Origin of the sequence: Chryseobacterium sp. JJR-5R, assembly GCF_034047335.1 — a bacterium.
In the GTDB taxonomy this organism is placed as follows: domain Bacteria; phylum Bacteroidota; class Bacteroidia; order Flavobacteriales; family Weeksellaceae; genus Chryseobacterium.
Genome location: NZ_CP139137.1, coordinates 2,579,752 through 2,596,139 on the forward strand (window position 1 = coordinate 2,579,752; position 16,388 = coordinate 2,596,139).

Genomic DNA, 16,388 nt, shown 5'->3' on the forward strand with positions numbered 1-16,388 from the left:
CTTCATTGATTCAATTGCTTTTGTTATCTGCAGGAGTTTTTTGGTAAAGACTCCTGCGACAACTCCTTTCATTAGATTTATTTCAAACGCTTTTAAAGTGAACTGTTAAAAGCCAAAATAATTTTTTGTGTTGTGATAACAGATATCCTGAATGGTTCTGCCCACCCATTTCTCATCGTCGGGAATCAGTCCCCTTTCCATCTCGCTGCCGAACATATTGCACAAAAGCCTTCTGAAATATTCATGTCTTGAAAATGACAGGAAACTTCTGGAATCGGTCAGCATACCGATAAAAGTGCTGATCAGCCCGAGATTGGAAACAGCGTTCATCTGTTTTTCCATTCCGTCGAGCTGGTCCAGAAACCACCATGCCGCGCCGAACTGTATCTTTCCTCTGATCCCTTCTTCATTAAAGTTTCCGGCCATGGTTGCCAGTACTTCGTTAAGGGTAGGATTAAGGGTGTAAATCACTGATTTAGCCAACCGATCTTCTGCATTAAGCGCGTCAAACATTACACTCATTCTCTGGGCAAAATAGGATTCACCGATAGCATCGTAGCCTGTATTGGCACCGATCCGGTGAAGCATTCCGGAATTGTTGTTTCGGGTGGCTCCTATATGGAACTGCTGGACCCAGCCTTTTGCGGCATACATTTTACAAAGTTCCTTCAGCAGATGACCGGTTAAAGCTTCAGGATCTGAAAATAAAGCCCTGTCCCCGTTCAGGAATTCCCGGAACTCATGATCCAGAGTTCCGTTCCATCTAGTGGTATCGGGAAAAAACTCAAAACCATGATCTGAGATCCTGGCTCCGTGATCATGAAAATAACTGATTCTCGACTGTAAAGCTTCCAAAAGATCAGAAGCCGACCGTATGCCGGTGCCGGCAGTTTTTTCGAGTTTCCGAATATTTTTACGGTATGCTTCAGCATCCGTAAAAGCAATGTATGCATCCGGCCTGAATGCAGGAAACACTCCTATGGTACAGCCTGATTTTTTCAATGTCTGATGAAATTCCAGACTGTCTGCAGGGTCATCTGTAGTGCAAAGCGCCTCTACGCTGAACTGCTGCAGCAACTGCTGCGGGCGGAAAGTATCAGACTGAAGCGCCTCATCCATTTTAGCATATATTGCTCCCGAATTGTTGCCGGAAAGGTATTCTGTAATCCCGAACGGATTTTTAAGCTCCAGGTGGCTCCAGTGAAACAGGGGATTCCGAAGGGTATAAGGTACTGTTTCTGCCCATTTCCTGAATTTTTCCTCGTCACCGGCATTGCCGGAAATGAATTTTTCCTCTATCCCGAAATTTCTCATGGCCCTCCATTTGTAATGGTCGCCATCTAGCCAGATTGCCGTCGGGGAACGGAAATTCCGGTTGCCTGAAATCACATCCGGCTCAAGGTGGTTGTGATAGTCAATAACAGGCATGTCTTTCGCGTACCCGAAATACAGGTTTTCTGCTTTCGATGACTCAAGCAAAAACGATTCTCCGAAAATTTCCTTATTTTTAGTAGCGTGCGTCATGATTCAGTTTAAAAAATTAAAGAATAGTGATCTTACTTTAAGTAGGGTATACCCGGTAAATATCCATTACCAGCTAACTATGCACTATGGAATACATCCTGAAACAACTTGGTAATCAAAGTAACGCAGACAGGACTTAACCATTGATTACACTCCGCTGAAAGCGCTGAACCCCCCGTCTACAGGCAGTAAAGCCCCGGTGATAAAGCTTGCGGCATCTGAGCAGAGAAACTGCACGGCGCCATGGAGCTCTTCTACTTCCCCGAATCGCTGCATCGGTGTTTTGGCAATCACTTTTTTACTCCTGTCGGTTAAAGAACCGTCAGGGTTCAGCAGGATAGCACGGTTCTGGTCCCCGATAAAAAATCCGGGTGCCACGGCATTTACCCTTATTTTGTCTCCATATTTCAAAGCGACATCTGAAGCAAGCCACTGGGTAAAATTGGTAATGGCCGCTTTTGCTGCAGAATATCCTGCCACCCGTGTAATGGCGGAATAGGCTGCCATGGAAGAAATATTGACGATGCTCCCGCTCCCCTGCTCTGCCATGGTTTTCCCAAAAACGTAACTCGGGTAAACGGTACCGTTGATGTTGAGGTCGGTCACTTCATTCCAGCCTTCTATTTTCATATCAAAAAACGACTGTTCCGGAGATAAAGTGGCAGCGGGAATATTCCCTCCTGCAATATTCAGCAGAATATCGATCCTGCCGTATTGTTCCTTAATTTTTTCTGCGGCCTTTTCAAGGCTCTGAATGTCCATTACGTTGGCTTCTACTGCCAGGGCTTCCCCTCCGGGAGCGGTCAGTTCTTTCACCCTGCTGTCAAGCGTTTCCTGGCTTCTTCCTAAAGCAACGACTCTGGCCCCGGCTTCTAAGAACCTTTTTGCCAGGCTGCCTCCCAAAACGCCGGATGCTCCTGTAATAACAGCGACTTTGCCTTCAATGCTGAATATATTGTTCATGATGTATAATTGCTCAATGTTGTTTATAAATGATCCTGCTGAACCCTCCGGGTTCCGGACATTATTGTTTTGACATCCCGTTTTGTACGGCTGCCATTACGCCTTCAATCTGTCCCAATGCCAGCATTCTCCCCAAAAATGAATATCCGGGATGGTACCCTTTGTCGGCGTCGTCCGTCAAAAGTCTTCCATGGTCTACCCTCATAGGAAGTGACGGGTTTTCTTTTTCAAATACACGGATCACATCGATAAGCTGTCCTCTGCCGGATAGATGCATCGCTTCGATAAAATCCCCGTTTTCAAATACATTGGTGCTTCTTAAATGGACAAATTTTGTTCTTGAAGCATATTTTTTAGCGAGTTCCGGCACATTATTGTGAAGACCCGCGCTCAGTGAGCCGGCGCAGAATGTGAGCCCGTTGTGCGGATTGTCAACGGCATTTAAAAACCAGTCGATATCTTCTTCACAGGTCACAATTCTCGGCAGCCCCAGCAGTGAAAACGGCGGATCGTCCGGGTGTACACACATGTGGATGTTCCACTGTTCACATACGGGCATAATTTTTTCCAGAAAATATTTCATGTTCAGGCGAAGCCGGTCTTTATCAATCCCGTCATACAAAGCCAGCAGGCTTTTGAATTTAGCTACCGGGTCCTGGTCCCCTTCTTTGATATTCCCATTGACAAACCCCTGGGTTTTAACGATAACGGAATCAATAAGGTCTTGTTCTGCTTCTTTGGTAACGGTATTTTTTAAAGTTTCAACTTTGGCGAGAATATCCTGATCATAGTCTTTTTCGGCTCCTGCTCTTTCCAGGATATGGATTTCGAAATAGGCAAATTTTGCCTTGTCAAAATAGAGTGACGAAGCGCCGTCTTCCCACTGATAATACAGATCGGTACGCGCCCAGTCCAGTACCGGCATAAAATTGTAACACACGGTTGTAACGCCTGCTTTACCTAAATTTTCCAGGCTCTGAATATAATTTTCTATTAAAGCGTCCCGGTCTTCACCGCCGTACTTGATTGCCTCGCTTACGGGAAGGCTTTCCACTACCGACCAGCGAAGACCGTGACTTTCTATATATTCTTTATATTCATTAATGGCTTCTAAAGGCCACACCTGTCCGTTTTGGATATCATGAAGGGCAGAAACAATGCCTTGCACTCCAATCTGGCGGAGCATATCCAACTGTATCTTATCTTTTTTACCGAACCAACGCCATGTTTTTTCCATAATCTAAAATATTTCATTAAACAAAGCAGGTGCCTGTGACACCTACTTTGTGTTGATATGAATGTAAATGTGTTTTAAATTTAATATCCCGGATTCTGATATTTAGCCTTGATATCCGCAGAAACTTCCATTGCATCCAGCTGTCCCTGAGGAATCGGCCTCAGGTAGTGGAATTTCTGGATATTACGGGATACCGTCTGAGGGGTATGGGCTCCATAAGAAGCGCCCCCGATCTGATAAGTGGCCGCATATTCTCCCCATTTCTGCGTACGTACCAGGTCATACCATCGGTAGAATTCCCCATAGTATTCTCGTGAACGCTCCGCAAGGATATAATCGATGGTGATGGCTGACGGCGTAGCTGCAGTCATGGCTGCACTGTTATCTGCTATATATGTAATATTCTGAGCATTATTAAACTTCCATTTTCCGGCTCTTGCACGGATCACGTTGATTAAGTTCCTGGCCGTCATGGTTCCTGAAGCTCCTTTTACGGCTGCTTCTGCGGCAATGAAATAAAACTCGGAAAACTTAGCCACATTGAAAGGCCTTGTTAAGCCGGCATTCGGATAGCCCAGTCCGTTCGGATCATCAGTACGGTAAGTTCCTATTTTCCACAGACCCGGATATACAATCCTGCTGATCCCTTCCGGAGCAATTACCCAGTCTGCCCTTCCCGGCAATGTACCTGCGCCTACTCCGTTCTGGCCTGAGCCTGATGGATAAACCGGGGTCTGGGTATCATCATTAAGGAATGTAAGTACAGCTCCTCCCGGCTGTACCGGCAAGTTGTTGGCATTGTATAATACGGCATTGGAAACCCCGGCTTTATCCCAGTTTCCCCTGTAAGTTGTTACAAATGTCCCGTCATATCTGGAGTCGTTGGTTTTATCTGCAAAAGTATTTTTAATTACCCCGATGGTCGGCGCCATACGTACCCAAGGTCTTCCCAAAGACTGTGTTGCTGCACGCTGTACAGAACTTATGCCTGCAAATGAAGAAGCGGAAGTACTGCTTCGTATCGCTGTATAGTTCCAGGTCTGCATCCAGGCTGCAAAATTATCCGGAGACCATCCGGCACCAAATCCTACAGGATCACTTTCATTATAGAAAGCACTGGCCTGTGTATGGTCTGCATACAACATACATTCGCTGTTACGGTCATTAGGCCCTGCATTGACATCATAAAAAGTAGGCTGTAAGCTGTAAGGAGCCGGGGCACTGATACCGGCCATGGCTACATCGTATGCCTGCTGGAAATACCACTGCGCGTTATGCCCGTCAGGATCTGTTCTCGATGCTTCAGGATATGTCGGGATACTGTTTGGGTTTTCCAGCCACCATCCGTAGGTGAGATAAGCTTTGGCTAAGAACAGCCTTGCTACATTTTTAGTTACCCCTCCTGTTACCCTTGGAGAGACCGGCAAATTATCAACTGCTTTTTTAAGGTCGGGAAATATGGCTTTGGTATATACTTCCGGAACGGTATTCCTTACAGAAGTGGTGGTTGCAGATGTATTGAAGGCAAGCTGCCCCGAACCCAGATCCAAAGGTACTCCTCCGTAGGTCTGCGCCAGCATGAAATAATTAAATCCCCTGAAAAACCTGGCTTCTGAAATCAGAGATTCTGCAATTCCGAAATTCGGTCCTTTCTCTATGATCCCATTGGCTGTATTAATATAAGGGAAAACAGCTCCCCAGACCATACCGGTAGGAAAAGTGGCAGCATTGATATTCCCGTTCCCGGACATATCCAAATCCCGGAAATTTCCGTCAGCACTCTGTGCCCAGGTAGATTCATCCGTACCGGTCTGGCAGTTACTCATAAAGTATCCGTTTCCGTACAACAGCCTTAAATTCCTGTATAATGAAGTAAGGCCCTGACTCACTCCCTGTTCGGTATTAAAATACTCAACAGTATAATTTGATCTCGGCTCTTCGTCTAATATTTCATTACATCCTGTGAATGTTAATGATAGAAAAACAGCTCCCAATATCAGTTTTTTATTGAAATGTATCATGATGTAGAATATTAAAAAGTTAAATTAAGCCCCATTAAATAATTTCTTGTGGAAGGGTTATTTGTTCCTATAATCAGTTGTCGGGCCTGATATCCGGTTACTGCCTGGTTCTGATTACCTACAGAGTTGGGTTCCGGATCCATTCCTGATAATTTATGATATGCAGAAAACAATACCACCGGGTTGGTTACCGTAAAATAAATTCTGAAGCTGTTGATTTTTAAATCTTTCAAAAATTCCTTGTTTACGTTATATCCTAAAGTAATGGTACGCAATTTCAGGTATGAAGCATCGAACATCGCTAAAGTGGAAGAATATTTAGGGTTATCACCACTTAAATGCCTGCCCGGGCGCGGGAAATATGCATCGGTATTATCTTCCGTCCAGTAATCTACATCTACGTTATTTCCTCTGCCGGTCAGTCTGTTAAGGTAACTTGCAGAACCATACAGTGAACTGATCAGTATACCTCCGTGCTGAAATGCCCCTACTGTGCTTAAATCAAAGTTTTTGTACGCGAAACGCATATTGAACCCTCCCTGAAACTTAGGAGCCGTATCAAAAATCTGCCTGTCTGCAGGACCTATGGCACGAACCGGCGTACCGTCTGCATTATAACCTCCGGTATACAATACTTTGATCGAACCTGTTACGTCAGCCGGAGTTCCCGGTTCCAGGATACTTTGGTAAGGATCTCCTGCCTGCCAGAGGCCTACATACTGATAATCGTAAATGGCATTGATGTTATGGCCTACAAACCATAAATTGTTTTCATCCCGGTCAGTCCCTGAAGCCAGTGATAAGATTTTGTTTCTATTCGTGTAAAAATTTACGCCTGCCTCCCAGGTGAACCCTTCAGGATTATCGAAGATAATACCGTTTAAGGAAACTTCTACCCCTTTATTTTCAGACTCCGCAACATTTGCGGTCTGAGAGGCAATGCCTGATGAAATAGGAAGCGATTTACGGGTTAAAAGATCTACTGTATGGGTTCTGTAGACTTCTGCACTGCCGGTAAGCCTGCTGTTGAAAAATCCAAAGTCCAATCCGTAATTCTGTGTTTTAGAATATTCCCAGCCAAGATTGGCATTGGGTGCTTCAGTTACATATACACCGGTACTGTTTGTATTACCGAAATTATACGGTACCACACCCAATCTGCCCAATGTAGAGTACTCAGCAACTGCCTGGTTCGAAGTCTGTCCCCAGCCTGCTCTCAGTTTTAAAAGGTTAATGAATTTTACATTTTGCATGAAGGATTCATTGGTAATATTCCATCCCAGTGATATTGCCGGATAGGTATGCCATTTATTTCCGGGAGCCAGCCTGGAAGATCCGTCTGCGCGCAGAGTAGCCGTCAGCATATACTTGTTGTTAAAAGTATACATTACTCTTCCCATAGCGGACAGAAGCCCGTTCTGGATATACAGCTGATCTTCGGGTTTCACAGAAATATCGGCTTGAGGAGCCTGCCCTAGATTATAGTATTGGAAGAAGTCGGCCGGAACATTTCTGGCACTCATGTAAGAACTGACAATCCTGTTTCCTTCGGCTGAATATAACCCTACAGCATTGATTTTATGTTTTCCGAAAGTACGGTCGTACGTCAAGAGGTTTTCCAGTACCCAGTGATAGGTCTGGTTGTTTCCTCTTCCTGCAGATGACGGCCCGAGCGGATTGGTATTGAATACACCTACTCCTGCATAGTTCCCGCTATTGGATGTGCGGTAATCCAATCCTACATTTAATCTGTATTTAAGCCCGTTTATAATATTAAGCTCACCGTACATATTATTATACGAGGCAAAAGATTTACTTTCGTCAATATATTTGTCTCCCAGGCCGTTTATCCCTTGACGTGTATAAATCCAGGTCTGGTCTATCCCTCCTGCTGTGATCATGGTCCGCTTCAGACTTCCGTCAGCATTATAAGGGTTTGCCAACGGCGAATATCCTAAAATCGCTCCGGGATTCAGCCCGTTTCCTTCTGATACAGAATAATTGGTATTGGTTGTGAAACCAAACTTGAATACTTTGCCTATCTGCTGATCAATGGCCATTCTTAAAGCAAATCTTTCATAGTTCTGGATCGGGATCAGTGCGTCCTGTTTGAAATAAGACAGCCCTACATTATAATTTCCGCCTTCCGTACCGCCTGAAATCCCGACGTCATGACTCGTCATCATTGCCGGTTTGTAATATAAATCCTGCCAGTCTGTATTTGTGTTATTGCTTTCATCTACGCCATTGTTATATAATGGGGTATTAGTACCGGCCGGAACGGCATACGCCCTAAGTTTGGCAAATTTTTCTCCATCCATCATAGGATACTTAGAGAAGAGCGTCTGAACGCCGGTAAATGTATTATAGGTAAACTTGGGCTTCTGTCCTTTTGATCCCCTGTTGGTGGTTACCAGGATAACCCCGTTTGCCCCTCTGGAACCATAAATTGCCGTTGCGGATGCATCTTTCAGGATATCAAGGCTTTTAATGTCACTGGAGCTGATGTCGCTCAGTGATCCTGTAAACGGAATGCCGTCAAGAACGATAAGCGGATCATTATTCCCCGTTAACGACCTTGTCCCACGGATACGGATCTGCATGGCAGCCCCCGGTTTTGTGGAGGTCTGGGTAATATCCACACCCGCTGCCCTGCCCTGCAGAGCCTGCGTAATATTTGCGGAAGGCACTTCCCGCAGTGCGTCTCCTTTTACAGTAGCTACGGAACCCGTTACAGACTCTTTTCTCTGGGTACCGTATCCGATAACAACCACCTCATCAATCTTCTTCTCTTTTGTTACCGTATCTTTTTTAACCTGGGAATAAACCATGCCTGAAGGCAATAAAGCCATGGCAAAAAATATTGCCGCCTTATTGGTTTTAGCAAAATAAAATCGGTTCATACTTATTATTTTTAAATATTAGGATTGAAGATAAAAGGCCGTTAATAGTTACAGTATAAAAATCCTTAGTGTTTATTTTCAGCCTTTTACCGTATTAGATATACATATTGACGATTGCTTCAAACAGTTCCTGTTTTCCGCTTTTCGGCTGAGGTTCACCAATTTCGTGTGCTATCTTCCGAAGGTCTTCGAGGGTAAGGGCTCCTTCTTCGAATGCTTTTCCGTTTCCGCTGTCAAAAGAAGCGTAACGGTCTGTTCTCAGTTTTTTATAATCTGAATGCTCAAGAATATCCGCTGCTGCCAGAAGGCCTCTTGCAAATACATCCATTCCGGAAATATGAGAGATGAACAAATCTTCAGGATCAATGGAATTCCTCCTGATTTTGGCATCGAAATTCACGCCGCCTGTTCCTAAACCTCCTGCAGGAAGGAGAACCAGCCATGCCTGAACCATATCATGGTAATCTACCGGGAATTGATCCGTATCCCATCCGTTCTGGTGGTCTCCCCTGTTGGCATCGATGCTTCCGAGCAATCCTGCATCTACGGCCACCTGAAGTTCATGCTCAAAAGTATGGCCTGCCAGTGTTGCATGGTTTACTTCGATATTAAGCTTAAAGTCTTTATCCAGCCCGTAATGCCTCAGAAACCCGATTACCGTTTCAGAATCATAGTCATACTGGTGTTTGGTAGGCTCCATCGGCTTAGGCTCGATCAGGAAAGTCCCTTTGAAACCCTGCTGGCGTGCATAATCCCTGGACATGGAAAGGAAACGTGCCAAATGGTCTTTTTCACGTTTCATGTCGGTATTCAGAAGGCTCATATACCCTTCTCTTCCTCCCCAGAATACGTAGTTTTCACCGCCTAAAGCGATGGTTGCGTCAATAGAATTCTTAACCTGGGTCCCGGCACATGCCAGAACGTCAAAGTTCGGGTTTGTGGAAGCGCCGTTCATGTATCTTTCATGGGTGAATACATTGGCCGTGCCCCATAAAAGCTTGATTCCCGTTTCTGCCTGTTTTTGTTTTGCATATGCTACGACAGACTGAAGGTTTTTTTCATAATCTTTCCAGTTGTCAGCAGGTGCTACCAGATCGATATCATGGAAACAGTAATAGCCGAAGCCCATTTTGGACATAAATTCAAAGCCTGCATCCATTTTGTGCATGGCTCTGGCAACAGCATCGTTTCCTGTGTCCCAGGGATGATGGATGGTAGGTCCGCCGAACGGATCGCTTCCGTCAGCACACAAGGTATGCCACCAGGCCATTGCAAAACGCGTCCATTCTTTCATCGGTTTCCCCATGATGATTTTTTCTGCGTCGTAATAGCGGAAAGCCATTGGGTTTCTGCTTTCTTTTCCTTCAAACTGAATTTTTTCAATACCTGTAAAAAACTCTTTTGTACCTGTTAAAGTGTTCATATTGATCTTATTTATTTTTAAATTTTTATATAAAAATCCCCTGCTCACCGGTATAAGACAGCCGGTAAGTGCCATGGAAGAATTCCTTTATTGTCTGTTAGATGATTTCCTTAAGATGGTTTTTCCATCTGGAATAGGCTTCTATATACTGTTCCTGTTTTTCGTGTTCCGGTTCTATCACGGCTATTTTTTCAAGGGAAGCAAAAGCTTCTTTGGAATCTGCATAAAAACCGATTCCCATTCCTGCCGCTCTTGCTGCCCCCACTGCTCCGTCGGTATCATAAAGCTCAATAACAGCGTTGCTGACACTGGAAAGCGACTGCCGGAAAATGGAACTCAGAAACATATTGGCATTCCCGGCCCTGATTACCCGGATGTCCATCCCGATACTCCTCATGATATCCATTCCGTATTCATAGGAAAAAACAATTCCTTCCTGTGCGGCACGCAGAATATCACCTTTTGAATGGATGTTAAAATTAATCCCGTGAATTGAGCAGTTGGTTTCTTTATTTTCCAAGACCCTTTCCGCCCCGTTTCCGAAAGGCACGATGCTCAGCCCTTTGGAACCGACCGGTGACAGTGAAGCCAGTTCGTTCATATCGCCGTAAGAAGCCAGTGAAGTGGCAAAATTATGCTTCAGCCATGAGTTTAAAATCCCGGTCCCGTTGATGCAGAGCAAAACACCTAATCTGATCTGTTCAGGAGTGTGGTTTACGTGGGCAAACGTATTTACCCTGGATAACTTATCATATTCAAGCTGATCCAGAACACCATATACAACGCCTGAAGTGCCTGCTGTAGAAGCAATTTCCCCGGGGTTGAACACATTCAGAGAAAGTGCGTTGTTCGGCTGGTCCCCTGCCCGGTAGGAAATAGGTGTTCCCTCTTTCAGTCCTAATTCCTGAGCTGCGGCTGCCGAAACTGTCGACTGGATTCCGAAAGTGGGAATAATTTCCGGGAAAAAACTTTTCGGGATTCCGTAATGGTTGATTACGTCCTCTGAGATGCAGTTATTTTTAAAATCCCAGAAAATCCCTTCAGACAAACCTTCAACCGTCATCCCGATATGCCCGGAAAGCCTCATGGCAATATAATCCCCCGGCAGCATGATCTTATCGATCTTATTAAAAATTTCCGGCTCATTTTCCTTTACCCATGCCAGCTTGGAAGCGGTAAAGTTTCCCGGTGAGTTCAGCAGATGCGAAAGGCATCTTTCTTGTCCGATGGTTTTGAATGCCTGCTCGCCGTATGGAACCGCACGGCTGTCACACCAGATAATGGAAGGCCTCAGCAGATTCTGATCTTTATCTACCAGGATAAGACCGTGCATCTGCCAGGTAATGCCGATCCCCTTGATATCTTCAGGATGTACCCCGGACTCATGCATAACGGCTTCGTGTGCAAGTTTAAGATTGGTCCACCAGTCGACCGGATTCTGTTCTGCCCATCCCGGGTGAACAGCAGTGATTTTCATTTCCTTTTTAGGAGAAAATTCCGAAGCAACCACTTTGCCGCTGGATGCCTCAATAAGACACACTTTCACGGAAGAACTGCCAATGTCATAGCCTAGTAAATACATAATTTAGAAAAGGGGTATTATTTTATTAGTTTAGTGTTGTTCTTTTTGTAGACTTTGGCGTCGAACTTATAATATCTTGCCGCTCGGTGCGAAACATTTTTTTCTATTTCATCCAAAGGGACAATGTAGTTGAATGAGGATATCTTTTTATGAAAGTTTTTAATATCGATATGCTTTTCACTTAGGGCCGTGTACAGCTGATACAGCTGCCTGATGGTAAATCTTTTCGGCAGCAGCTCGAAAATAATGGTGAAATCAGACTCGATCCATTTTCTGATCTCCACCAGAGACTCGCTGATGATTTTATTATGGTCAAAAGGGAGTGTAGGCACCTCATCGATCGGAAACCAGTCTACGGTATCGTATTTCGTACTGTTGATCTTATGATCGATTTTACAGAGCGAAAGGTAGGCTACAGTAATAATCCTGTCGATATCATGTTTGTACTCCTCTCCCATCCATCTGATGTCATGCTCACTGGTGGCACGCGCCGGATCTGCAAAGCATTTGAATTGCTTAAGAACCATTTTCTTAATACCCGTAAGCTCATGAAGCACCCTTTGCGCGGCATCGTCAACATCCTCATCACTGAAAATAAGGCTGCCCGGCAGTTTTCTCTGACGCTCCAAAGGAACATCCTCCACATGGCGCTGAACCAGTAAAATGTTCAGCCTGTTTTCGTAATCAAATCCGAACACAACACAATCAACAGATACGTACGTATGAATAAAATCAGGGCTCATTTAAAATGTTAACATTTATGTAACATCACAAATATAAAAATTCAATTGAATAAAAAAAATAAAATTACCACTACTAACTACATATCAATAATTTACATATCTATTTTTAATGATAAGTATTGTATAAAAAAAATGATAAGGTTATCATAAAAAACACACTTATTAATATCCTATTATATGAATCAGCAACCCATTACGTAAAAAAAAATAAAAAATAACCGGATAAATTGTTCATTAAAATCATATGATAAGAAACCTTAAAATCTGCCTGATTTTTTTTTAATTAAAAGCGTATAAAGACACTTTCCGGGCCATATATTCTTAAAAAAAATGATTTTTCTTTTACCGTTTTCACATGCGAGACCGCAAAATCATAGCGAAAGAGAATTTTAGAATCAGAATCAGGATTAATTTTTTGAGAACGGAACATTAAAAAATCAGCCTTTACCGACAATTTTTATTCGGGAAAAATAATGGCATATGCACAAACCGTATAATGGCTGCCATGACAGGTGAACCTGAAACGGACACGCATGATTTCAGGTCCCGAATCTCAGTTACCGTATTAATTTTTTCCCAATTTTACAGGTATGGCACAACTTCTGATGTAGGAAAACCGCAACACTTAAATCCGATATTATGTCTATAAAAATACAGGTTGCTATTTGCACACAATGCAATGGCTACTATTCATCTGCACCTTTGGAAAAAAGAGATTCCGGCCATCCTGAAATTATCGATCATTTTTTTTATCACGGTGAGCCTTGGTTTACGCTGGAACAGGAAACGTTTGACAAATGCAGGAGCTATGAACATACGGAAATAAAAGTGGTTAATCTCCATGAGCATACACAGAACGATCATCAGTACTGCCACTGCAGTAAAAGCATAATTACTGAGGAAAAAATTCTTACGGATGCTCCTAAACTCCAGAAAAGCATTCCGGTTGCAGAGAAATATGAAATAGAAACGGAAATTTATTTTAAAGACCTGTATTATACCTACAATAATTTTCATGGCATACAAATCCCTGCGGCCGGCAGTTACAATTCCAACAGAAAGTACGGTTAACAGGCAACTCTTCTATTTTCAACAAAGAACTGCATCTGAGGATAATCCAAACTAGAATTAGACTCATGGTATTTTTAAGCTATATATAAAAATGCGACATAAAATTATGCCGCATTCTTATATTGTAAGAGGCCTAATCACAATTCAGCAATTGTGTCAATACAATGTATTTCGCAGTAATCCATATATCTTATCATATGGCAAACAACCCGTATTGTTATTGATTGACCAATCCGGTTGTACATAAATCTCATATCTTCTCCAGCAGGTGGCCGAAATAATCTTTCTTGGTCATCAGGTAGCTTTCATTTACCGGATTGGAGTTTATTTCCAGAGGGACCCTTCCGGCCAGGGTAATGCCGCTGCCCTCCAGCGCTTTCAGTTTGTCAGGATTATTGGTAAGCAGGTAAATGCTTTTAACTTCCAAAAGCTTAAGCATTTCTATGGCTGCTTCAAAATTCCTTCCGTCTGCCGGAAGCCCCAGCCGGAGATTGGCTTCAACCGTATCCAGTCCCTGCTCCTGAAGGGCATAAGCTTTCAATTTATTGATGATCCCGATATTCCGGCCTTCCTGCCTCAGGTAAATAATCATTCCCCCTTTTTCAGAGACAAACTTCATGGCTGCGTCAAGCTGCTGGCCGCACTCACATTTTTTTGAATGGAAAACTTCACCCGTGATGCATTCTGAATGGAACCGTACATGAACTGCCCTGTCGAAATCCGTTGTTTTAGAAACCCATGCCAGATGCGGCATCCAGTCTGTATTATCTTCGGAAAATGCATATACGGTAAAGACCCCAAAGTCAGTCGGGATATCAGACTGTGCCTGTATTTGTAACATCATCTAAAATTTAAATCATTTATATAGTACAAATTTATACTTTGTTTTAATTTAAAGTAATATAATTTACTAAATTTGTAAGAAAGAAATTCAAATGGATAATCAAAATCAGAATTATATAACTTCGGAAAGCATACTCGAACTGTATGGCGATTATATTCTTAACCATGGCGAAAAGCCGAAAAATGTATATCTGTTTGCCAAAGAAAACGGGTTTGAAGAAAAAGAATTCTATCATTTCTTTTCCGGGTTTGAGCATATGGAGAGGGAAATTTTTAATCATTTTTTTAAAAAATCCCTGGAACTGGCGGCTGAAGTCAATATTTCGGAAGGAGTGACGGCAAAGGAAAAACTGCTGAATGTCTACTTCATTTTCTTTGAGAACCTGACGATGAACAGATCACTTGTGCTTTCCCTGCTGGGAAAAGACAGGATGGACCATGCAAAGGTATTGGACAGCCTGAAGAGAACCCATCAGCAATTTATCAACACGCTGGATTTCAACGAATGGGAAATACTGAGGAAGGCAGAGAAAATCAGGAACTTTAACGAAAAATCCAGGCAGCAGGCCTTATGGCTTCATTTGGTTTCGTGTATTGAGTTCTGGAAAAAAGACACGTCGCGGGACTTTGAAAAAACAGATATTTTCATTGAAAAAACAATTGATACGGGATTTGAACTAATCGATAATGAACCCTTGAAAAAGCTTCTCGATCTCGGAAAATTTTTATGGAAAGAACACCGGTAAACAAGCATTTATGAAAACATTAGATAAAATACCGACGGGGAAAATTGAAAGAACGGGCAGCCTCCTGAAAGCAGGTGCCAAAGTGGGCGTCAATTACCTGAAATATTACGGCAATAAGATAACCAAGGATGAAGGCGAAGCAAGGAAGATCCTGAATGAGGACAATGCTTCGGACATATATGATTCACTGAAAGAACTGAAAGGCTCTGCCCTGAAAGTTGCGCAGATGCTGAGCATGGAGAAGAATATGCTTCCGGTGGAATATGTGGAAAAATTTTCACTGTCACAGTTTTCAGTACCGCCGCTTTCTGGAGCATTGGTGAGGAAGACGTTCAGGAAATACTTCGGAAGAAACCCTGAGGAGATATTTGATGAATTTTCTTCGGAATCAGTAAACGCAGCAAGCATAGGCCAGGTCCATAAAGCCCGGAAAAATGACAGGCCCCTTGCCGTGAAAATACAGTATCCAGGCGTGCGTGAGAGCATCAGCAGCGACCTTAAAATGGTAAAGCCGATCGCCATGAAGATGTTCAACATTAAAAAAGACGGCTCGGAATCTTATTTCCAGGAAGTTGAAGACAAACTCTATGAGGAAACGGATTATAACTTAGAACTTCAGCGGAGCCAGCATTTTGCAGCGGAATGCAGGCACCTTCCGAATCTTCTTTTCCCTACTTATTATCCGGAATATTCCTGTGAAAAGATCATTACGATGGACTGGATGCCCGGGCTCCATTTTTCAGAGTTCACCAAAAAAAACAATACGCAGGAAGAGCTGAACCTGATAGGCCAGACCCTCTGGGACTTCTACATGTACCAGATGCACATCCTGAAAAAAGTGCATGCAGACCCGCATCCGGGCAATTTTCTGGTTTCTGACGATCAGAAGCTGCTGGTAATCGATTTCGGGTGCATCAAGGAAATCCCGGAAGATTTTTATACGCCTTATTTTGAAATGGCCAGAGCGGAAAACCTGAAGGATCCTGAAATATTCAGGGAGAAATTATACACACTGGAAATATTGCGAGACGATGATACGCCTGAGGAAACAGCATTTTTCTCCAAGCTCTTTTATGAATTGCTGGAACTGTTTACCCGTCCATTCAACAGGGAAGATTTTGATTTTTCCGATGATTCGTTTTTTAATGAAATCGCAGACCTCGGACAGCGGTATTCAAAGCTCAGCGATATGAAAGGGATGAATGCCAACAGGGGTTCCAGGCATTTTATTTATCTTAACAGGACATTCTTCGGGCTGTACCATATGATGCATGACCTGAAATCAAACCGTGTGGTCATCAACAATTACAAAAATTTTGTAAAACCGTAAAT

At 43.3% G+C, this 16,388-nt stretch carries 12 protein-coding genes; 3 read left to right on the top strand and 9 right to left on the bottom strand.

The annotated features are described in order from the left end of the window. Nucleotides 1–105 precede the first annotated feature (105 nt). The 8 genes from uxaC to SD427_RS11415 all read right to left on the bottom strand — a co-directional run bounded on the left by uxaC (nt 106) and on the right by SD427_RS11415 (nt 12,396). Nucleotides 106–1,524, bottom strand: a complete 1,419-nt coding sequence (uxaC, locus tag SD427_RS11380) for a glucuronate isomerase (protein ID WP_320557917.1) — start codon at nt 1,522–1,524, stop codon at nt 106–108. A gap of 147 nt (nt 1,525–1,671) precedes the next feature. Continuing rightward, nucleotides 1,672–2,487, bottom strand: coding sequence for an SDR family oxidoreductase (locus SD427_RS11385; RefSeq protein ID WP_320557918.1), 816 nt, complete (start codon nt 2,485–2,487; stop codon nt 1,672–1,674). Between the two features lie 61 nt (nt 2,488–2,548). Continuing rightward, the gene (gene uxuA / locus SD427_RS11390; protein ID WP_320557919.1) at nt 2,549–3,724 is read right to left on the bottom strand and encodes a mannonate dehydratase; all 1,176 of its coding nucleotides are present in this window, start codon (nt 3,722–3,724) and stop codon (nt 2,549–2,551) included. An 80-nt stretch (nt 3,725–3,804) separates the two neighbouring features. Continuing rightward, nucleotides 3,805–5,745 carry a RagB/SusD family nutrient uptake outer membrane protein gene (locus tag SD427_RS11395; RefSeq protein WP_320557920.1) on the bottom strand — a complete coding sequence of 647 codons (1,941 nt, stop codon included), beginning with the start codon at nt 5,743–5,745 and terminating at the stop codon, nt 3,805–3,807. An 11-nt stretch (nt 5,746–5,756) separates the two neighbouring features. After that, the gene (locus SD427_RS11400) at nt 5,757–8,648 is read right to left on the bottom strand and encodes a SusC/RagA family TonB-linked outer membrane protein (protein WP_320557921.1); all 2,892 of its coding nucleotides are present in this window, start codon (nt 8,646–8,648) and stop codon (nt 5,757–5,759) included. A gap of 94 nt (nt 8,649–8,742) precedes the next feature. Further along, a complete protein-coding gene (xylA, locus tag SD427_RS11405) occupies nt 8,743–10,071 on the bottom strand; it encodes a xylose isomerase (RefSeq protein WP_320557922.1) in 1,329 nt (442 codons plus the stop codon). Between the two features lie 97 nt (nt 10,072–10,168). Next, on the bottom strand, nt 10,169–11,653 hold the full coding sequence (locus SD427_RS11410; protein ID WP_320557923.1) for a xylulokinase: 1,485 nt from the start codon (nt 11,651–11,653) through the stop codon (nt 10,169–10,171). 17 nt (nt 11,654–11,670) lie between these two features. After that, nucleotides 11,671–12,396, bottom strand: coding sequence for an NUDIX hydrolase (locus tag SD427_RS11415; RefSeq protein ID WP_320557924.1), 726 nt, complete (start codon nt 12,394–12,396; stop codon nt 11,671–11,673). 639 nt (nt 12,397–13,035) lie between these two features. Between SD427_RS11415 and SD427_RS11420 the strand changes: the two genes are divergently transcribed. Further along, nucleotides 13,036–13,467 carry a hypothetical protein gene (locus SD427_RS11420; protein ID WP_320557925.1) on the top strand — a complete coding sequence of 144 codons (432 nt, stop codon included), beginning with the start codon at nt 13,036–13,038 and terminating at the stop codon, nt 13,465–13,467. A 250-nt stretch (nt 13,468–13,717) separates the two neighbouring features. On the opposite strand, the gene ribA is transcribed toward SD427_RS11420, so the two are convergent. Further along, on the bottom strand, nt 13,718–14,308 hold the full coding sequence (gene ribA / locus SD427_RS11425; RefSeq protein WP_320561040.1) for a GTP cyclohydrolase II: 591 nt from the start codon (nt 14,306–14,308) through the stop codon (nt 13,718–13,720). A 94-nt stretch (nt 14,309–14,402) separates the two neighbouring features. Between ribA and SD427_RS11430 the strand changes: the two genes are divergently transcribed. Both SD427_RS11430 and SD427_RS11435 read left to right on the top strand, forming a co-directional pair. After that, nucleotides 14,403–15,056, top strand: coding sequence for a TetR family transcriptional regulator C-terminal domain-containing protein (locus tag SD427_RS11430; protein ID WP_320557926.1), 654 nt, complete (start codon nt 14,403–14,405; stop codon nt 15,054–15,056). 10 nt (nt 15,057–15,066) lie between these two features. Then, entirely contained in the window at nt 15,067–16,386 is a 1,320-nt protein-coding gene (locus SD427_RS11435) for an AarF/ABC1/UbiB kinase family protein (RefSeq protein WP_320557927.1), read from the top strand. Nucleotides 16,387–16,388: the final 2 nt, after the last annotated feature.